General features: G+C 60.3%; 18 protein-coding genes and 1 pseudogene. 7 read left to right on the top strand and 12 right to left on the bottom strand.

Annotated features, from left to right (window positions below; translation table 11 throughout):
- Positions 1–32: 32 nt before the first annotated feature.
- A complete protein-coding gene (locus tag UIA24_RS05000; protein WP_330522369.1) occupies positions 33–338 on the bottom strand; it encodes a chaperone modulator CbpM in 306 nt (101 codons plus the stop codon).
- The gene (cbpA, locus tag UIA24_RS04995; protein ID WP_065757915.1) at positions 338–1303 is read right to left on the bottom strand and encodes a curved DNA-binding protein; all 966 of its coding nucleotides are present in this window, start codon (positions 1301–1303) and stop codon (positions 338–340) included. Before cbpA ends, UIA24_RS05000 begins: the two co-directional genes overlap by 1 nt.
- Positions 1304–1470: 167 nt before the next feature.
- Between cbpA and UIA24_RS04990 the strand changes: the two genes are divergently transcribed.
- Positions 1471–2736 carry an Hsp70 family protein gene (locus tag UIA24_RS04990; RefSeq protein ID WP_330522314.1) on the top strand — a complete coding sequence of 422 codons (1266 nt, stop codon included), beginning with the start codon at positions 1471–1473 and terminating at the stop codon, positions 2734–2736.
- Between the two features lie 56 nt (positions 2737–2792).
- Positions 2793–3731: a hypothetical protein gene (locus UIA24_RS04985; protein WP_330522313.1), complete on the top strand. Its 939-nt coding sequence runs from the start codon at positions 2793–2795 to the stop codon at positions 3729–3731.
- Positions 3732–3761: 30 nt separating this feature from the next.
- Here the strand turns inward: UIA24_RS04985 and UIA24_RS04980 are convergent, their stop codons facing one another.
- From UIA24_RS04980 to UIA24_RS04965, 4 genes are all read right to left on the bottom strand, one after another.
- Entirely contained in the window at positions 3762–4769 is a 1008-nt protein-coding gene (locus UIA24_RS04980; RefSeq protein ID WP_065757912.1) for an AI-2E family transporter, read from the bottom strand.
- A 140-nt stretch (positions 4770–4909) separates the two neighbouring features.
- A complete protein-coding gene (locus UIA24_RS04975) occupies positions 4910–5200 on the bottom strand; it encodes a PsiF family protein (RefSeq protein ID WP_065757911.1) in 291 nt (96 codons plus the stop codon).
- A 92-nt stretch (positions 5201–5292) separates the two neighbouring features.
- Complete coding sequence (locus UIA24_RS04970) at positions 5293–6183, bottom strand: esterase/lipase family protein (RefSeq protein ID WP_065757910.1); 891 nt, start codon at positions 6181–6183, stop codon at positions 5293–5295.
- Positions 6184–6255: 72 nt separating this feature from the next.
- Positions 6256–8316, bottom strand: a complete 2061-nt coding sequence (locus tag UIA24_RS04965; RefSeq protein ID WP_330522312.1) for an AsmA family protein — start codon at positions 8314–8316, stop codon at positions 6256–6258.
- Between the two features lie 339 nt (positions 8317–8655).
- Between UIA24_RS04965 and UIA24_RS04960 the strand changes: the two are divergent.
- From UIA24_RS04960 to UIA24_RS04950, 3 genes and pseudogenes are all read left to right on the top strand, one after another.
- Positions 8656–8967, top strand: a pseudogene (locus UIA24_RS04960) (phage infection protein); the annotation flags it as partial.
- A 138-nt stretch (positions 8968–9105) separates the two neighbouring features.
- Positions 9106–9738, top strand: coding sequence for a TetR family transcriptional regulator (locus UIA24_RS04955; RefSeq protein ID WP_065757907.1), 633 nt, complete (start codon positions 9106–9108; stop codon positions 9736–9738).
- A gap of 71 nt (positions 9739–9809) precedes the next feature.
- Positions 9810–10919 (top strand): AGE family epimerase/isomerase, encoded by a 1110-nt coding sequence (locus UIA24_RS04950; RefSeq protein ID WP_330522311.1) that lies wholly within the window; start codon positions 9810–9812, stop codon positions 10917–10919.
- 70 nt (positions 10920–10989) lie between these two features.
- On the opposite strand, the gene UIA24_RS04945 is transcribed toward UIA24_RS04950, so the two are convergent.
- From UIA24_RS04945 to UIA24_RS04920, 6 genes are all read right to left on the bottom strand, one after another.
- Positions 10990–11757, bottom strand: a complete 768-nt coding sequence (locus tag UIA24_RS04945) for an SDR family oxidoreductase (protein ID WP_065757906.1) — start codon at positions 11755–11757, stop codon at positions 10990–10992.
- Positions 11758–12450: 693 nt separating this feature from the next.
- Entirely contained in the window at positions 12451–13167 is a 717-nt protein-coding gene (locus tag UIA24_RS04940) for an ABC transporter ATP-binding protein (RefSeq protein WP_065757905.1), read from the bottom strand.
- A complete protein-coding gene (locus UIA24_RS04935) occupies positions 13164–14039 on the bottom strand; it encodes an ATP-binding cassette domain-containing protein (RefSeq protein WP_065757904.1) in 876 nt (291 codons plus the stop codon). Before UIA24_RS04935 ends, UIA24_RS04940 begins: the two co-directional genes overlap by 4 nt.
- Entirely contained in the window at positions 14036–15319 is a 1284-nt protein-coding gene (livM, locus tag UIA24_RS04930) for a high-affinity branched-chain amino acid ABC transporter permease LivM (RefSeq protein ID WP_065757903.1), read from the bottom strand. The genes UIA24_RS04935 and livM overlap by 4 nt, the downstream gene beginning before the upstream one ends.
- Positions 15320–15321: 2 nt before the next feature.
- Positions 15322–16236 (bottom strand): ABC transporter permease subunit, encoded by a 915-nt coding sequence (locus UIA24_RS04925; protein WP_065757902.1) that lies wholly within the window; start codon positions 16234–16236, stop codon positions 15322–15324.
- 166 nt (positions 16237–16402) lie between these two features.
- Positions 16403–17539, bottom strand: a complete 1137-nt coding sequence (locus UIA24_RS04920; RefSeq protein ID WP_330522310.1) for a branched-chain amino acid ABC transporter substrate-binding protein — start codon at positions 17537–17539, stop codon at positions 16403–16405.
- A gap of 431 nt (positions 17540–17970) precedes the next feature.
- Here UIA24_RS04920 and pncB point away from each other — a divergent pair, with 431 nt between their 5' ends.
- Positions 17971–19176: a nicotinate phosphoribosyltransferase gene (pncB, locus tag UIA24_RS04915; protein WP_065757900.1), complete on the top strand. Its 1206-nt coding sequence runs from the start codon at positions 17971–17973 to the stop codon at positions 19174–19176.
- A gap of 3 nt (positions 19177–19179) precedes the next feature.
- Entirely contained in the window at positions 19180–20007 is an 828-nt protein-coding gene (gene nadE, locus UIA24_RS04910) for an ammonia-dependent NAD(+) synthetase (protein WP_065757899.1), read from the top strand.
- Positions 20008–20040: the final 33 nt, after the last annotated feature.

Below are 20040 nucleotides of genomic sequence, written 5' to 3'. Positions count from 1 at the left end.
GACACGGCTGGCGCGACGCCCGGGCCACAAGCTCAGACCTTTAAAAAGCGCCCCAGGCGCTGCCTGAGCATGCTGTTTTCGCTGCGCAACTGCTGCACTTCCTCCAGCAGCTCCAGCGCCAGCGCTACGCCCTCCCACTCCAGGTCAAGGTCGCGCTGCAATTTCGCTGCGCGCCTGGCCAGGACCGACGCCTGTTCGTCGAACAGCCATTCCTCAGGCGTTCGCCCTGACGGTTCAACAATGCCGTGTTCGACTATTTCGATCACATAGGCCGCCGGTAGATCGGCTTCCTGACAAAAGGTCTGCATGTCCAGTTGAACGATCAGGGTGCTCATAATCAGCTACTCCATTGTGCTCTCGGATTGAACCCGGCCTTCTCCGACAGTTTGGTCCACAGTTCGCGGGTGGCGGCATCGGACTGGCTTGGCATCACCACCTTCAACTGCGCATAGAGGTCGCCACGCTCGCCCTGCTTGTTGGCCAGGCCCATGCCCTTGACCCGCAGGCGCTGACCGCTCTGGCTGTCCGGACGAATGGTCAGGTTGATCTTGCCGGTCAGGGTCGGTACGGCCACCTTGGTACCCAGCGCCGCCTCCCACGGTGCCAGCGGCACGGTGATGATCAGGTCATGGCCTTCGACATCGAACAGCGGGTGCGGTGCCATGCGGATGGTCAGGTACAGGTCGCCACTTGCGCCACCACCAATACCCGGCGCACCCTGGCCCTTGAGGCGGATGCGCTCACCGTCGGTGACACCGGCGGGAATTTTCACGTTCAGCGTCTTGGTGGTGTCACCGGTGCGCTGACCATGGCCGTTGTACTGCGGCACCTTGAAGCTGATCTGCTTCGACTCGCTGGCCAGGGACTCTTCAAGGAAAATCGCCAGTTCCATTTCCACGTCTTGCCCTCGCCGACCAGCGCTGCGTTGCTGCTGACCACGGCCAAACGGGCTGCCGTTGCCACGCCCGCCAGCACCGAAGATAGAGCTGAAAAACTCGGAGAAGTCGCCACCGGCAAAACCGCCACCGGCCCCGGCACCGCCACGGCTTTCCCAACCCGGTGGCCCCTGGAACGGTCGACCATGCTGACCGTACTTGCGCAACTCATCGTACTCGGCGCGTTTTTCCGGGCTGCTGAGCGCCTCGTAGGCCTCGTTGGCCTCCTTGAATTTTTCCTCGGCGTCACGCTCCTTGCTGACGTCAGGGTGATATTTGCGCGCAAGCTTGCGGTAGGCGGTCTTGATCGCCTTGTCATCCGCTGTCGGCTCTACGCCCAAAATCTTGTAATAGTCTTTGAAGTCCATCTAAGGAATCACCATCAGTTATCGAATGCATCACTGCTTATAGAGATTGGGGTCAAGCATAGCCTTTCAAGACGCACTGCGGTTTGCTCCCGGACAGATATTCGGTCTTGATTCTGCCGGTGGCTGGCATAAACTGCGCGGCCGTTTTTCCCCCGGAACCGCATTCCATGAATCACGCATCCCCGGCCCGTGCCTGCGGCATCGACTTCGGCACCTCCAACTCCACCGTCGGCTGGCATCGCCCTGGCGTGGAGTCGCTGATCGCTCTGGAGGACGGCAAGATCACCCTGCCGTCGGTCGTTTTCTTCAACCTTGAAGAACGCCGCCCGGCTTATGGTCGGCTGGCCCTGCACGAGTACCTGGAAGGCTATGAAGGCCGCCTGATGCGTTCGCTGAAGAGCCTGCTGGGCTCCAAGCTGATCAAGCACGACACCAGCGTACTCGGCACCGCCCTGCCGTTCAAAGACCTGCTGGGGATGTTCATTGGCGAGCTGAAGAAGCGTGCAGAGGCCAACGCCGGCCGAGCCTTCGACGAAGTGGTATTGGGCCGCCCGGTGCATTTCGTCGATGACGACCCGGTGGCCGACCAGGAAGCCGAAGACACCTTGGCCGAAGTGGCCCGCAAGATCGGCTTCAAGGAAGTCTCATTCCAGTACGAGCCCATCGCGGCTGCATTCGACTACGAGTCGAGCATCAGCGGTGAAGAGCTGGTGCTGATCGTCGACATCGGCGGTGGTACCTCGGACTTCTCCCTGGTGCGCCTGGCACCGGAGCGGCACATGCTCGATGACCGGCACAGCGACATCCTCGCCACCGGCGGTGTCCATATCGGCGGTACCGACTTTGACAAGCAACTGAGCCTGCAAGGCGTCATGCCGCTGTTCGGTTATGGCAGCCGCATGAAGAGCCAGGCGCTGATGCCTACCAGCTATCACCTGAACCTGGCCACTTGGCACACGATCAACTCAGTGTACTCGCAAAAGTCCCAATTGGCCCTGGGCAGCATGCGCTACGACATCGAGGACACCGGTGGCATCGACCGCCTGTTCAAGCTGATCGAACAGCGCGCCGGGCACTGGCTGGCCATGGAAGTGGAAGAAACCAAGATTGAGCTGACCCACGCCGACAACCGCCGCGTTGACCTTGGCCGAATCGAGTCGGGGCTGGACGTGAACCTCACTCGCGCCCTGTTCGAAGCCTCTATCGAAAACCTGCTGGAGCGCGTGCGTGGCAGTGTCAATGAGCTGCTGGGCAAGGCCGGTGTCAGTGTCGAACAGGTCGATACGGTGTTCTTCACCGGCGGCTCCAGCGGCATCCCGGCGCTGCGCCAAAGCGTGGCAGCGATGCTGCCCAATGCTCGCCATGTCGAAGGCAACATCTTCGGCAGTATCGGCAGCGGCCTGGCGATCGAGGCACGCAAGCGCTACGGCTAACAGGCGCCACACGTACATCAATGCCCAAGGACGGGATCTTCACAAGGAACGGAAAGATGAACATGCGCGTACTGATCCTTGCCTTCACGCTGGCGCTGACCGGCTGCAAGGACACATTCCTGACCCTGCATTTTCAAACGCCGGTACACAGCCACGACCTCTACAAAGCGGTCAATGATACCTATCTCAATTCGCTCTATACCGCGATCAATGCCCGTGGCATTGATCCTGAACAGGTCGATCTGGAGCTGGACGAAAACGACAACAGGGTCATTCATCTGAAGGTGAGCGACTCGCTGGGCGCCGAACAACGTGCGACCCTGCAAGCGTTGCTCGAGGAAATTCCAAAAGCACGCGCAGCCACCTCCTGGGAGGTCGACATGGTGCTGGAGCCGGATGCCAAGGAAGCTGCTGGCTTGAGTACGCAGGAGCGGCAACGGCTGAGCCACTTCACGCAACCGATCGGCCTGACGCTGAAGCTCGATCCGCAACTGAAAATGTACGCCAGCGCCGCAGCGGCGGAGCGTCGACAAGCCCGCCTGAACGGTACTGAAGTGGAAACCGAAATGGACTGCCATTTCTCTGCGGATGTCTCGGGCCCCGCGCCGTTCAAATTGCTTGGGATCACCCAACTGCCCGGCAGCCCACCGGAACGTGCACTGCTGCGCTACTCACGGAACACGGGCTACCCGCCTGCAGAAATTCCCGCACATTTCCTGTTCAAGGACGCCTCGTTGCGGCAAAAGATCGAGCGCGGCGAAGTCAGGCCCTGGCAGGAAACCGTCATACTGGACGCAAACCCAGCGGCCGGTTTCACCTTGTCACTGGAGTACGCCAGGCTCGGCAGGCATCGGCTCTGGCTGGACCAGCGCCCAGATTGGCGCATGTACAGGCTGAGCGAAGACTGCGAAAACATCATCGCCTTCATCGGTCGCCCCTTCTCGCTGTTTGCCGGTAAGGGGATCGACCGGCTTGAGCGAGTCACCACCCCGTAGGCGCGGGCAACATGCCTGCCATGACGACGATCAGACCAGTTCGGCCCGGCGCAGCTCACTCTTCAGGTACGCGTAGTAAATCGGCCCAGCCACCACACCGGGCAGGCCGAACGCGGCCTCGAACACCAGCATAGCCAACAGCAGCTCCCACGACTTGGCACTGATCTGCCCGCCGACAATCCGCGCGTTGAGGAAGTACTCGACCTTGTGAATGACGATCAGGTAACCCAGTGCGGCCATGGCCACCCAGATCGACAGCGACAGACCCACGATGGTGATCAGGGTGTTGGATATCAGGTTGCCAATGACCGGCAACAGCCCCAACAGGAAGGTCAGCACGATCAAGGTCTTGGTCAGCGGCAGGTGCACACCGAACATCGGCAACACCAGGGCCAGGAAGATCCCGGTGAAGAAGGTATTGAGCAGGGAGATCTTGATCTGGGCGAAGACGATGTTGCGAAACGCCTGCACCAGCAGCGCCAGCCGGTTGAACAACGCGGCGGCCAACGGCTTGCGCTTGGAGATGTCAGGAATCTTCTGCAGGGCCACGATAGCCCCCAGGATCATCCCGATCAGCAGGGTGACGAACATATGCGCCGCTCCCTTGCCCACCAGTTGCAGCTCGCCAAGGTGGGTTTTGAGCCACTCGCCGATGGCCACCTTGAATTCGGCGGCGCTGGCCGGCAGGTAGGCATCGATAAAGGGCGGCAGCTGCCCACGCGCCTGGTCCACCAGCAGCATGAACTTGTCCAGCGATGCGCCGGGGTTCTCGGCCTCATGCAGGAGGAAACTGATTGCCCCGGCAAACAACAGGGTCAGGGTGCTGACCACCAGGGTTCCCAACAAGGCGACAGCGAGCCAACGTGCTCGCTGCCCCGCGATCAGGTGCTGCAGTTTCGGGGTCAGCATGTTGACCAGCTCAAACACCAGCAAGCCGGCCAGAAGACTGGGAAGCAGCTTGAGCGGCAACACCAGCAACAGGCCGGAAAACACGATGATCCAACTGGCCAGGGTGACTTGGCGCTGGGTGAACGTCATACAACCTCGTCCGGGTACGGTCACAAAGACGGCAGTCTGCCAGCCTTCGACGGGCAGGCATAGTGACCTGTCACAGGACCTCACCTGAAACCCTTGCCCTCAAGGGGCTGCGCGTAGCGGATCAACCGATAAAGCCAGTGTTATTTCTTCTTCAGGCAATCGCTCATGAAGGCCTTGCGCTCGTCCCCTTTCAACGCTTTTTCACCGGCAACTTTGTTGCACATCGTCATTTTGTCCTGCTGGCTCATGGGCGCAGCAGGTGCCGCCTTGAGGCAGGTGCTCATGAACGCCTTGCGCTCATCGCCCTTGAGGCTCTTGGCAGTCGCCTCGGCGTTGCAAGTCGTCATTTTTTCCTGTTGCGCCGTGGCCGCAAAGCCTTGCGAACACAGCAACAAACCCACCACCAGCAACGGCACGTGCAGCATTTTCATGGAGTCGTCTCCTTGTCGCCGCACCCTGCGCACGGCCTCGCCGAGAGTGTAGACAAGGTTTTTACACGCTTGCGTCCAGCCAAGGGCCGAAGTTACATCCCTGCCGCTTTCAGGCGCGCCGCATGCTCACTGAACAACCGCACGGGTTCAGCACCCTTGCCGACTGCACCGAGCGACTGATTGACGATGTCCAGGTGATCGAACGGGTAATCGTCACGAATGACTTCGCCCAGGTGCGAGCTGTAGCGCCCGACCATACCGTCACACTGCCCCGCCTCGCGCACAAAGGCTCGGGCGAACAGACGGCAGAAACGGTTACTGCCATCGAAGCGGTTCAAGCCTTGATCGGTGAACCCTGGCTGCAGCGTGCCGGACCAGGAGTAGTAGCGCACGCCATTTACCGAGGACGGCCCGTGCCCGCCCCAGGTGTCCGGCAACCCTTGGGGATACTGCTGATTGAACAGTGCAACGCCAGCCGTGGTCAGTGAATGGTGCGCGGCGTGTACATCAATCGGTAGCCGAGGACCGCGCCAACCGGTTTCCAGCCATACGATCAACACCCCGCAGACGTGCAGGGTAACCTTGAGCAGCCGCGCCCTGACGGAGCCGACGGGATAGCGCGCGTGCAGGTGATCGGCCAGTTCCGAGCCGTGATTGGGCCCGGCAATCGATGTCACCGAAGCCACCCATTCCGGGCGTTTGGCCGCCACATAACGCGCACTCAGGGCGCCTTGGCTATGGCCCAGCAAGTTGACCTTTTCCGCACCCGTCTGGCGCCGAATCGCGTCGATGTGCTGTAACAGTTGCTCACCCTGGACCTCACTGGCATGCAGGGGCGAGACGGGCACTGCAAATACGGTGGCGCCCCCCTGGCGCAGCGCTGGAACAATGCCAAACCAGTAGGGGTAGAGCAGCAGGCGCACAAAACCAAACATGCCCGGCACCAGCACCAGTGGATAACGCGTGGCAAGCGGTTGCGACATCGCATCAGGCTCCTGATCTGTGCACAGGCTTCCACATTACAACCCCGGCAACGACAACCGCAATCGAGTCCCCTAGGGGGCCGAAAACGTGATCTCGTCAGTCTTGCCCGCTTGCATCTGCGCCAGCAGAGGCGTGCATTGGTTGGGCTGATCACCACTGGGAGCGACCAACGCCAGCAAGCCAGCTGCCGGGGCAACCGCCACCCCCAGCGCGACCAGACCGGCACCGCGCAGCATCAACGGCACGGCCTGCACCCCGGCACTCGGCTTGGCGAAGGGCCCGCGCACATACAGCGGTGAGCGCAACGACAACAACCTCACACCCTTGGACTGAGGGTCGATGTCCAGGTCCAATTGCTCCTCGGCCAGGTTGGCCGTCCCCTCGATATTGATGATCGCAGTCTCGGTGTCGAAGACAAACAACCGGCTTGTGGCCAGCCCCTCCTTGATCCCGACATCGGCGGCGGCGCAGTTGATCTTCACTTCCTTGTCGCCAAACAACTTGCCAATCACATAGTTGCCGACGTTGAGGCCGGCGATTTCCATCAAGTCACGGCTGATCGCACCATCGTTGATGAGCATCTTCAGTTCACCATTGGCAGTGCCCAGCAGGGCCGCCACCGAGTTGCCGCGCCCGCTCAGGTCAGCATCCCCGTTCAGCTCACCAAAACTGGTCTGCAGGGGTTCGAAGCCCGGAAACAACGCTTTCAGCTGGAGGTTGCGGGCACTGAGCTGAGCGCTACCTTGCATGGGCTCGGTGCGGCCATCGAGATGCACCTTGAGCCGCAGGGAGCCACCGGCCATGCCAAAGCGCAGCGGTTCAAGGCTCAACACGCCATCGTCGAGCAGGACGTGGGTCGACAGGTCGCTGAAAGGGAGCCTCGCACCGTGTTCAATGCGCTTGCCGCTAAAGCTCACGTCGGCATCCATTGCCCGCCAGCGCTCGGTACGGAATGCCTCCACTGGCAGTACCTTGCCGGCGGGTTGCACACTGGCGCCGCCGCGGGCCTTCTGCGCGGTATTGGAATCGGCACCGATCAGCGGTGCCAGGTCCTTGAACAGCACCTGATTGGACACCAGCGCACCACTGAGCTTGGGCCGTGGCTGATGGGCAACAAAGGTCAGATCACCGTGAATGTCGCTCTCACCGATCGTGCCGTTGAAGCCCTCATAACGGAACACTGCACCACCCGGCTCACGCAACTTGGCGGTCAAATGGCCGTCGGTTGAATAGCCGGGGGAATCGGGCAAGGTCACCCCGGTCAACGGGTACAGGTTGGCCAGACTCGCCCCGGCAAGACGCAAACGCACGTCAAGCGCGCCAAGGTTACGCGGATCAGTCAATGTGCCGGCAAGGGTGACATGGGTGTCGCCGCTACGCAGATCCGCCTGCAGCGGAAACGGCTGGCGCACGTCTTGAAGGGCCAGCAGCCCCCCGACTTTGCCATGCCCGGTCAATGGCTGGCCGTGATAAAGGCCCTCGACCTTGAACCCGAATGCATAGTCCTGGGTGGTGGTCTTCTGCGCTGACGCCTGACCGACGATGTCACTGAAAGGGATAGGCTTACCCAGTGGGTCGATCACCAGGTTCAGTTGAGTCTTGAGGGTCTGATCGTCCAGGCGTACCTGCCCCTTGTCGAAGCCGATGGTCCCGATCTCCAGCGTCCACGCAGAAGGCTCGTCCTGCTCGACCTTGTTGGCCCGCTCAAAGGTCCAGTTCGCGCGCCCGTTGGCCAAGCGCTTGAGGCTGGCGGTCGGCTGCTTCAGGTCAATACGCGGGATGACCACCTGGCGTACCAGCAGTGGCAACAACGACAGACGAAATTCGACACGCTTGAGGCCGATCATTTCAGTACCCGCCAACCAGTCCGGATTGCCCAGGCTCAGGTCTTCGGCAAGGACATGAGGGGTGGGCACCCAGGCATGCCAGCCCTCCAGCTCGGCATCACGCTGCCAGCGAACGGCCAGATTGCCATTGATTGCAAACGGTCGATTCAGGGTTTCGGAAACCCTGGCACTGAGCATCGGTTTGATTCGGTTCCAGTCGAACGTGGCGATGAACACGGCCAACGCGGTCAACACCAGAAACAGGCTGGCGAAGACCCAGGTAAACAGTTTGGCAGGGCGCGTCATTGCACAATTCTCCAGTCACTGCATGGCAAAAAGCGGGCGCTTTGATAGCACTCTTGGATTGGGACCAACGAAATACGCAGGGGTTTAATCCGGCGTGCATGATACCGGCGTTTTTTTCTGACCCGGCTGCCAACTTCACGCCGTACGTCCGTTTGCAACGCGACGCAGCAGGCCGCTCTGCCGTTGCAGCATGGCTGGAAACGCACGGGCTAGAGGGGGCGCGGAGAACTATCAATCCTGTTGATTGTTACCATTAGCTTTATGCACTTTTCCATCTGATTTCCGGGAGTAGCATTGGCGCCGTACTCACTTTCCAATCCTTTCAAGGAGCGCCATCCCATGAAACACCCATTGCTGCTTAGCCTGTCTTTATCCCTTCTGGCTGCCAACGCGTTTGCACTGCCGGCAGTTGAACAAGCCCCGTCCGCCGAAGCACGCTCCAGCAGCGCCGTGATCAGCCAACCTCTGGATACCCTTGCCGAAGGTGGCGCGGACCGTCTGCTCGAACGTAACCGCGTTGCCGAGGGCGGCGCCGACCGCCTGATCGAACGCAACCGTGTTGCCGAAGGCGGCGCCGACCGCCTGCTGCAGCGTGAGCGCGTCGCCGAGGGGGGTGCTGATCGCCTCATCGAAAGAAACCAGCGCGTGAGCTGATGCCTATGCCGAACAACAAGATCACCAAACGCGCGAACACCTCCCCTCCTGGCCCGGTCATTTGAACCGGGCTTTGTTTTTCCGGGCCAAGGCAATACAGTGCAGGGCCGTTTAATTTGCGGATCGACACGTCCCATGCTGCCGCGCGCCGAACAAAAGCAACTGACTCGCCATGCCCTCCTTGATGCGGCTCGCCAACTGATGGAGAGCGGACGCGGCTTTGGCAGCCTCAGCCTGCGTGAAGTCGCCAAAAGCGCCGGCATTGTCCCGACCGGTTTCTACCGGCACTTCAGCGATATGGATGAACTGGGCCTGGCATTGGTCTGCGAGGTGGATGAAACCTTCCGCCAGAGCATTCGTCTGGTCCGACAGAATGAATTCGAACTCGGTGGCATCACCGATGCGTCGGTGCGCATTTTCCTGGATATCGTGGCCGCCAATCGTGCGCAATTTCTCTTCCTTGCCCGTGAGCAGTACGGCGGCTCGCAAACGGTTCGCCAGGCCATTGCCACCTTGCGCGAAGGCATCAGTTCGGACCTCGCGGCCGACCTGGCGCTGATGCCGCGCTGGCACCATCTGGATGCCGCCGCACTGGCCGTCCTTGCCGACCTGGTGGTCAAGACCGTGTTCGCCACCCTGCCGGAACTGATCGACCCTCCGGCCGAACCGCTGGAACACCACCTGACCCCCGAGGCCAAGATCATCCAGCAACTGCGCTTCATCTTCATCGGCGCCAAGCATTGGCAAGGGCTTGGCACGCCAGGGTGAGCACAGCAGAAGCCGGCCACGGTTTCCTGCTACCATGCGCGCAAACGCACCTGCCGCGACGATTTAGACCCATGCCCGACCTGCGCAATGCCCAGCCCGAACTGCCCGCCCTGCTGACTGACGTCCAGCAGCACTTCGCCCAGCGCATCGTGCCACTCTGGCAAGGTCCGGGCTGGAACGCACAGATGGCCTTGCCCTTCGAGGCCTTGAGCCCAGAGCACCAACCACTGCCCGTGCAACGCTACCGCGCCATGGCCTGCGCCCGACAGTTGTACCTGTTCGCCAGCCGTATCGAGCAGCCAGGCGCCCGTGAACACGCCGCCGCGCTGTTTCGCTCGTTGCAACGGCATTTCCACGATGCCGAGCATGGTGGCTGGTTCTACAGCATCGACGCCCAGGGCGCGCCGCTCGACCGTCGCAAGGACCTGTATACCCACGCCTTCATCATCTTCGCCTGCGCCCATTACTGGGGCAAAGTCCGCGAGCCGCTGGTGGAGTCGACCCTCAACGCGGCCCTGAGCGTGGTCAGTGAACACTTCAGCCGCGATGACGGCTTGTACGAAGCCAGCCTGGCCGAAGACTGGTCGAGCCTGGACAGCGGCCCACTGCAAAACCCGCTGATGCATCTGGCCGAGGCGTTTCTGGCGACCCTGAGCATCCGCAAGGACACAGCCGTACAGCGGGCGCTGGAAGCCTTGGCCGAGGCAATGCAGGCCCACTTCATCGACCCTGAACACGGGGTCATGCTGGAAAAACCGCGCGCAGCTGTGGATAACTGGTTCGAGCCAGGCCATCAGTTCGAGTGGTACTACCTGCTGGCGTCATCGCCATTGCTGCGCGGCAGCGCGCTGCACCACTCACTGGAGCGGGCGTTCGACTATGCCGAGCAGTATGGCGTGACGGCCGGGGCGGTGCTGGCGATGCTCACCCCCCAAGGCGAGGTGCGCGACGCTACCCAGCGCATCTGGGCCCAGGCGGAATACCTGCGGGCGCTGGCCTTGCGGCCAGGGGCCGAGGCCAAGGTGCTGGCGCAGCTGAAAGCGCTGCAAGCGCACTTCCTGCATGCGGGCGGCTGGTACGAGTGCCGAGATGCCAGCGGCGAAGTCAGCCGCAACGATATGCCTTCGACCACGCCTTATCATCTGGCGACCTGCCTGGAAGGACTCCAGCGTCAGGTCTGACGCGATCGCGGCCCCCACAGGCATGCTCTACTGACACCTGTGGGAGCGGGCTTGCCCGCGATCAGGCCCTTCAGGCCTTGCCGGAACGATCGATCGAGAACCCTGCCCATGCCTGGCTCACCGGCATCAGCTCCAGGCTGTTGATGTTGATGTGGGCCGGCTGATTCATGATCCAGAAAATGGTCTCGGCGATGTCCTGAGGCTGGATCGGCTCCGCCCCTGCATAAGTGGCGTCATAACGCGCCTGATCGCCACCGAAACGCACCAGCGAGAACTCACTCTCACACAACCCCGGCTCGATGTTGGTAACCCGCACGCCTGTGCCTTGCAGGTCACAGCGCAGGCTCAGGGAGAACTGCCCAACAAACGCCTTGGTGCCGCCATACACGTGGCTGCCGGGATAAGGGTAGTTACCCGCCACGGAACCGACGTTGAGGATAGTCGCACCACGACCATGGGCTATCAGTCGCGGCAGCAACAAACGGGTGCTGTACATCAGCCCCTTGATGTTGGTGTCGACCATGGTGTCCCAGTCATCCAGATCGCACGTCGGCGCCGGGTCGGCGCCCAGCGCCAGGCCCGCATTGTTGATCAGCCCACGCAGTGTGGCGAACGACGGCGGCAGGTTGGCAATGGCCTGTTCCATGGCCTTACGATCACGAACGTCCAGCACCAGGCCCAATACCTCGGTCTGTTTCGACAGCTCAGCGCACAGAGCATCGAGACGCTCCTGGCGGCGACCGGTCAGCACCAGCGACCAACCCGCTTCGGCAAAGCGGCGCGCACAGGCTTCGCCAAACCCCGACGTAGCGCCAGTGATGAAAACGGTGGAAGTCATGCGATTCTCCTTGAGTTGACTTGCCCACAGGCAGGCGGGCGGCAGGGTTTGCAGCATGCCCGCCCAGCCTCAGGGCAGCAAGTCGATTCTACGCCTGTACAAAAAACGAGCAATCACGCAAAAGTACCGTCCCAGAGGGCCTGGCGCGTGTTTTACGCACCTTATCCACAGCCCCTTCCACACAGTCTGGGGGCAACTTTCAGCACCGCTGAACCGCTGTGAACAACGTGCAGAGGCTCAACAGAAAGTATTTTCCTTGACGCCCCGCCTGCGAGTTGACCCGCGGGACAATCCGCGAAAAGCACGGTGATGGCGCCAAGCCTGTAGTTCTGCCGGTCGCGTCAGTCTTTCCAGTGCTTACTCACAGAGTTATCCACAGGTTTTACAGCTGTTTTCAGGCGCAAGTTCAGCAGGACAAAATCCTTGACAAATGCTATTGAGTAACACTTTAAAAAGACTGATCAAAAAACAATCAACACTCTCAACGCCTTGTAATACGTGGGCTGTAGACACCTGCTACCAAGTTACCCACAGCCGCTTCCACACGAAACGTGGACAACTCATCCATCTTGAACTACAGCCAACTGCAGCGACCCGATGTCACGTGCTGTGCACAAGCGCCAACGACTTGTCCACATTATCAGCAGACAGCAAAACGCCCCGGGGATACCGGGGCGTTTTACCAAGCGGCAATCAATGCCCGCCGAGATACGCGTTTCGCACATCCTCGTTGACCAGCAACTCCTGACCCGTACCGGTCATGCGAATCTGCCCGTTGACCATCACATAAGCCCGGTCCGAGAGCTTCAACGCATGGTTGGCGTTCTGCTCCACCAAGAAGATGGTCATGCCGGTGTTGGCCAGCTCACGCAGGGTGGCGAAGATCTGCTTGACCACAATCGGCGCCAGCCCCAAAGACGGCTCATCAAGCAACAGCAGCTTCGGTCGGCTCATCAAGGCACGGGCAATAGCAAGCATCTGCTGCTCACCACCGGACATGGTCATGGCACGCTGGTTACGCCGCTCTTTCAGCCGGGGAAACAGCTCGAACATGCGCTCCATATCTTCACTGGCGTACTTGTCGCCAATGGGGATGGTGCCCATCATCAGGTTCTCTTCCACCGACATGTCGGGGAACACCCGACGCCCTTCCGGCGACTGCGCAATGCCGTTGGACGCAATGTAGTGGGACGACTTGTGGGTGATGTCGGTACCGCGGTAGATGATCTGCCCGCTGGCCGCCCGTGGCTGGCCAAAGATCGACATCAGCAGGGTCGATTTACCGGCGCCGTTCGAGCCGATCAGGCTGACGGTCTCCCCCTCATTGATGTGCATCGAAACTTTCTTCAGCGCCTGGATCGGCCCGTAGAACACATCGAGTTCTTTCAGTTCGAGAATGGGTGCGCTCATACCAGCTCCTCTTCATCAGCACCCAGGTAGGCGGCAATTACCGTCGGGTTGTGGCGAATATCCTGAGGCGCGCCCTCAGCAATGACGTTGCCGTGGTCGAGCACCACGATATGGTCGGAGATGCTCATGACCATGCCCATGTCATGCTCAATCAGCACGACGGTCAGGTCATGCTCATCGCGCAGCACCCGAATCATCTTGCTCAGCGCCTCGGTTTCCTGCGGGTTGAGGCCCGCGGCAGGCTCATCCAGGCAAATGATCTGTGGTCGGGTACACATGGCGCGGGCAATTTCGAGGCGCCGTTGCTGGCCATAGGACAGTTCGCCGGCCAGACGGTTGGCGCAATCCACCAGATCGACCACTTCCAGCCAGTAGAACGCATGGTCCAGTGCATCACTCTCGGCTTTGCGGTAGGCCTTGGTGTTGAGCACCCCAGACAGCAGGTTACGGTTTACCCACATATGCTGGGCAACCAGCAGGTTCTCCACCACCGACATTTCCTTGAACAGGCGAATGTTCTGGAATGTACGCGCCAGGCCGGCACGGTTCACCAGGTGGGTACCGCCAAACATCTTGTAGAACAGCCGGTTGGCAAAGCGCTTTGGCGAGAAGAAGTCCGCCACCTGAAAGCGCTCACCCAACAGCTGAATCACGTTGGTACGGCTGCCACGCAGGTTCAGCTCAATCTTGCCGCCGCTGGCCTTGTAGAAGCCGGTGAGGCAGTTGAACACCGTGGTCTTGCCTGCACCGTTAGGGCCGATCAGGGCGAAAATGTCGTTGCGTTTGACCTTCAGGCTGACATCACTGAGCGCCTTGATACCGCCAAACTGCATCATCAGGTTATCGACCGAGAGAATAACGTCGTCGCTCATGGCGCCACTCCTTTACGCGGGGTCACACCGGTACGGCTGATGCGGATCAGCCCACGCGGTCGCCAGATCATCATCAACACCATCAGCACGCCGAACAGCAGCACCCGGTACTCGGAGAAGCTGCGCAACAGTTCAGGTGCCACGGTCAGGACAAAGGCTGCAATGACCACACCCACCGTCGAACCCATACCGCCCAGTACAACAATGGCGAGGATCAACGCCGACTCGAAGAAGGTGAACGACGACGGGTTGACGAAGCCCTGATAGCTGGCGAAGAACACACCGGCAAGGCCTGCAGTCGAGGCCCCCAGGGTAAATGCCGAGAGCTTGACCAGCACATGGTTGAGGCCCATCGAGCGGCAGGCGATCTCGTCTTCGCGCAGCGCTTCCCAGGCACGGCCGACCGGCATGCGGGTCAGACGGTGCTTGATGTACAGCACGGCCATCACAACGATGAACAGCACGATGTAGATAAACAGGAACTTCACGTTGGGGTTGTAATCGATGCCGAAGAATTCGTGGAATGGCACCCCACCGTCCTTGGCCCGACGGCCGAACTCCAGGCCCATGAAGGTCGGCGATGGCACGGGCATGCCGTTCGGGCCGCCGGTGAACGACAACCAGTTGTTCAGCACCAGACGGATGATTTCACCGAAACCCAGGGTCACGATGGCCAGGTAGTCGCCATGCATTCGCAACACCGGGAAGCCCAGTATGCAACCGGCCATCGCAGCAGCAATCGCCGCCAGCGGCAGCACTGTCCAGAAGCCCAGGCCCAGGTACTGATAGCCCAGCGCAAGGCCGTAGGCGCCGATGGCATAGAACGCCACGTAACCCAGGTCGAGCAGCCCGGCCAGGCCGACCACGATGTTCAGGCCCAGCCCGAGCAACACGTAGATCAGGCCGAGGATGACCACGGTCAGCAGGTACTTGTTGGCAAAGAACGGGAAGACGATGGCAATCACAATCAGCATTGGAATGATCCAGCGCAACCGCGATTTGTAGTCCGGCGCCAGCACATGTACACCGGAACCGCCGCCCTCGAAGCCTTGCAGGATGCTCAGGCCCTTCTCGGTCTGCAGGAACAGGCTGAGCAGGAAACGCCCGGCCATGACACCGGCCACCAGCCAGGCGACACGGGTGGGCTCAAGGTTGAAGCTGTAACCGTCCAGTACCACACCGACGATGGGCCCGAAGACGATCAGGGAAATCAGCCCGGCGAGAATCGCGTCGATCAGGCTGCGCTTGATATCGATAGCAGAGTTATTGGCAGCAGACATACTTACACCTTCGCCACGAGTGGGCGACCCAGCAGGCCTTGGGGACGGAAGATCAGGATCATCACCAGCAGCGAGAAACTGAACACATCCTTGTAGTCGGAGTTGATCAAGCCAGAGAACAGCGACTCGGAGATACCCAGAATGATTCCGCCGAGCATGGCCCCTGGCAGCGAGCCGATGCCGCCAAGTACCGCTGCGGTGAATGCCTTGATGCCAATGATGAAGCCGGCATAGAAGTCGAAGGTGCCGTAGTTCATGGTAATCAGCACGCCAGCCAGTGCAGCCATGACTGCGCCGATGATGAACACGTAGGAGATCACCCGGTCAGTGTTGATCCCCAGGATCGAGGCCATCTTGCGATCCTGCTGAGTCGCACGGCACATGCGCCCCAACTTGGTGAACTTGATGATATAGGTGAGCAGCGCCATACCCACGAAGGCGGCCACCAGAATGAAGATCTTGGTGTAGGTCAACTGCACGAAACCACTGCCCACTTCCAGGCGCCAGGCACCTTCGAGCAGCGTCGGCACACCTTGCTGACGTGCACCCTGACTGATCTGTGCATAGTTCTGCAAGATCAGCGAGATCCCGATGGCACTGATCAAGGGCGCCAGACGGGTGGAGTTACGCAGGGGTTTGTAGGCAATGCGCTCGATGGTCCAACCGTAAACACCGGTGACCACGACCGTGAAGATCAGCGTCCCGAGCATCAGCAGCGGGAAGGATTCGATACCGAAGTACGCCAGCAATGCCAGACTGATCGCCGCCAGGTAAGCGGAGATCATATACACCTCGCCGTGCGCGAAGTTGATCATGCCGATAATGCCATAGACCATTGTGTAGCCGATGGCGATCAGACCATAGACAGACCCGAGGGTCAGTCCATTGATCAGTTGCTGCAGAAAAATACCATCCATAACGCAATCTCACGTATTTGAGATTGCACAAGCGCCGACTACGGTGGGCCCTGGATGAAGCGACCCTCGCAGCGCAGGGTTGTGCAGATCTACGAGAAAAGACAGGTACGGCAATCAAGCGGGTAACGGCCCGGGCAGCCACTGCGGCCCAGGCCGGAAGCCGGTGTTATTTTTGTTTTTCCAGCTGGTGGTACTTGCCGTCCTTGTCCCACTGGTAGACCACATAGTCGGAGACTTTCAGGTCGCCTTTGGCGTCCCAGGTCTTCTCGCCCATGACGGTTTTGACCGGGTTGGCCTTCAGCCACTTGGCGGCGTCTTCACCCTTGTTCGACTTGGCGCCGTTGAAACCGGCGGCCAGGGCCTGGACCGAGGCATAGGCGTACAGGGTGTAGCCTTCAGGTTCGGTGCCGGCCTTGCGGAAGGCATCGACCACCGTCTTGCTGTCTGGCAGCAGGCGCGGGTCGGCACCGAAGGTCATATACACGCCATCGACGTACTGTGGGCCGCCAGCGGTGGTCACCAGTTCGTCGGTCACGATGCCGTCATCGGACATGAACTTCACGTCTTTCAGACCTTGTTCACGCATCTGCCGAACCAGTGGGCCAGCCTCTGGATGCAGGCCACCGAAGTAAACCACGTCGGCTCCCGCAGCACGGATCTTGGTGACCACGGCGCTGAAGTCTTTCTCGCCACGGGTCAGGCCCTCGTACAGCACAGGCTTCACGCCACGTTTCTCCAGTTGGGCCTTCGTTGCGTCAGCCAGACCCTGACCGTAGGTGTCCTTGTCGTGCAGCACGACAACCTTCTTGCCCTTGAGCACGTCAACGATGTAATCACCCGCGACAATGCCCTGCTGGTCATCACGGCCGCACATGCGGAACATCGCACCGAGGCCGCGCTCGGTGACGGCCGGGTTGGTGGAACCTGGGGTGATTGCAATCACACCTGCTTCGTCATACACCTCGGACGCAGGAATGGTCGAAGACGAGCAGAAGTGCCCGACGACGCCCGCCACCTTGTCCTGATCGACCAGGCGGTTGGCGACAGCCACGGCCTGTTTCGGCTCGCACGCGTCATCGCCCTTCACCAGCACGATTTTTTCGCCGTTGACCCCACCCTTGGCGTTGATCTCGTCCGCTGCCGCCTGGGCACCTTTCATGTACTGCTCGCCAAACGCCGCGTTGGCACCGGTCATCGGGCCCGCTACACCGATCTTGATGTCGGCCTGAACATACGAAGAAACACCCAGCGCCGTAGCAACGGCAAGGGCCAAGAAGCCTTTCTTGTAAAACGTCTGCGACATGAGGTGGTGCTCCTAGAGTTTTTTTGGTTGGCACTACAACTTTCAGCACTAGCTATGAGCAAGGGCCGTGCCATCGGTTTTACATTCCGAAAAAACTCACATGCAAAGCAAAGGCTGCGGATTTGCGGCCTTTTTTTACAGGCCGTGCAACCGTCTACATCCGCTTTGGCGCCACCTGAAACCCGGAAAAAGGGCAACCCGCAAGTGCCATCATTGCAACCACCGTTTTGGGTTACGTGCAACCAACCTGTTACAGCATGCGTAACCGAACTGCACATCCTTGGTGCGCGACTGCTACAACGGGCACCATCGCAGGGAGGCTCAATGCTCCGCAACAGACCGTTACCCATAGCCTGCTACCGGTTTTCCCAGCCTTTAGAGAAAAAAGGCTGGCACAATGAAGCCATCCTGCGCCCCATCTGGAGCCTTTTATGAGCGAAAGCGCCTTCGCTGATCGCATCGTGCAAAACCTGCTCGACACCGACTTCTACAAACTGACCATGATGCAGGCCGTCCTGCATAACTACCCGAACGTCGATGTCGAATGGGAGTTTCGCTGCCGCAACGGTGAAGACTTGCGCCCCTACCTGGCAGAGATCCGCGAGCAGATCGAGCGCTTGCCGGAACTGAGCCTGGGCAACGGGCAGTTGGGCTTCCTTGAGCAGATCAGCTTTCTCAAACCCGACTTCCTGCGCTTTCTCGGGCTGTTTCGTTTCGACCTGCGCTACCTGCAATTGGGTATAGAAAACGACCAGCTCTACCTGCGCCTGCGCGGCCCCTGGCTGCATGTGATTCTTTTCGAGGTCCCGTTGCTGGCGATCATCAGCGAAGTACGCAATCGCCACCGGTATCCGCAGGTCAAACTGGAGCAGGCACGCGAACAGCTGTACCGCAAATTCGACTGGCTCAAGGCCAATGCCAGCGCAGACGAGCTGGCCGAGTTGCAGGTGGCCGATTTCGGCACCCGCAGGCGCTTCTCCTACCGCGTTCAGGAAGAAGTGGTGCGCGTATTGAAGGAGGACTTTCCGGCCCGTTTCGTCGGCACCAGTAATGTGCATCTGGCACGGAAACTGGATATCAAACCCTTGGGAACCATGGCCCACGAATGGATCATGGCGCACCAGCAGTTAGGGCCTCGGCTGATCGACAGCCAGATCGCCGCACTCGACTGCTGGGTCCGCGAGTACCGCGGGCTACTGGGGATCGCGCTGACAGACTGCATCACCATGGATGCCTTTCTCAACGATTTCGACCTGTACTTCGCCAAGCTGTTCGATGGCCTGCGCCACGATTCGGGCGATCCCATCCTCTGGGCCGAGAAAGCCATCGCCCATTACCGAACACTGGGCATCGACCCGATGAGCAAGACACTGGTGTTTTCAGACGGCCTGAACCTGACCAAGTCGCTGCAGATCTTTCGCGCACTGCGCGGACGGATCAATGTCAGCTTCGGTATCGGCACAAACCTGACCTGTGACATTCCCGGGGTGGCGCCGATGAACATCGTGCTTAAAATGACCGATTGCAACGGCCAGCCTGTCGCCAAGATTTCCGACGAGGCGGCAAAGATCCAATGCCGCGACGAGAACTTCGTCGCCTACCTGCGCCACGTATTCAAAGTTCCCAGCAAGGAGTAACCCATGCAAGCCGTCCAGCTAGAGATTGCGCAGCAGCTCAAGGTGCAGCCGCCGTTCGCCGACGATGCCGCGCTCAAGGCCGAAGTGGCCCGACGCATCGCCTTTATCCAGCAGTGTCTGCAAGCTGCCGGGCTCAAAACCCTGGTACTGGGCATCAGTGGCGGGGTCGACTCGCTGACGGCTGCCCTGCTGGCGCAACGTGCAATCAACGAACTGCGCAGCAAGACCGGTGACGAGCAGTACCGGTTCATCGCGGTGCGTCTGCCTTATCAGGTGCAGCACGATGAACATGACGCCCAGGCCTGCATCGACTTCATTCAGCCCGACGAGTGCCATACGGTGAACATCGGCCCAGCCGTCAAGGCGCTGGCAGCCGAGGTCAAGGCGCTGGAAGGGGGCAAGCCAAGCATGGTCGACTTCGTCCTCGGCAACACCAAGGCGCGCATGCGCATGGTCGCCCAGTACACCATCGCTGGCGCACGCCAAGGCCTGGTGATCGGTACCGACCATGCCGCTGAAGCAGTGATGGGCTTCTTCACCAAATTCGGCGACGGCGCCTGCGACCTGGCACCGCTCAGCGGCCTGGTGAAAAATCAGGTACGGGCAATCGCACGCAGCTTCGGTGCACCGGAATCACTGGTCGAGAAAGTACCAACGGCCGATCTGGAAGACCTCGCACCGGGCAAGCCGGACGAAGCATCCCACGGGGTGACCTACCAGGAGATCGATGCCTTCCTGCATGGCGAGCCGGTAAGCCAGGAAGCCTTCGAGATCATCCGGACAACCTTCGAGAAAACCCACCACAAGCGCGTGGTGCCGTTCGCACCCTAAGACGTACGTAGACGCTGACAGCATCGCAGGCAA

Source organism: Pseudomonas sp. AL 58, assembly GCF_036348395.1.
Taxonomy (GTDB): Bacteria; Pseudomonadota; Gammaproteobacteria; order Pseudomonadales; family Pseudomonadaceae; genus Aquipseudomonas; species Aquipseudomonas defluvii.
Note: the sequence above shows the minus strand (reverse complement) of the source record. Positions and strands in the feature narration are given on the sequence as shown.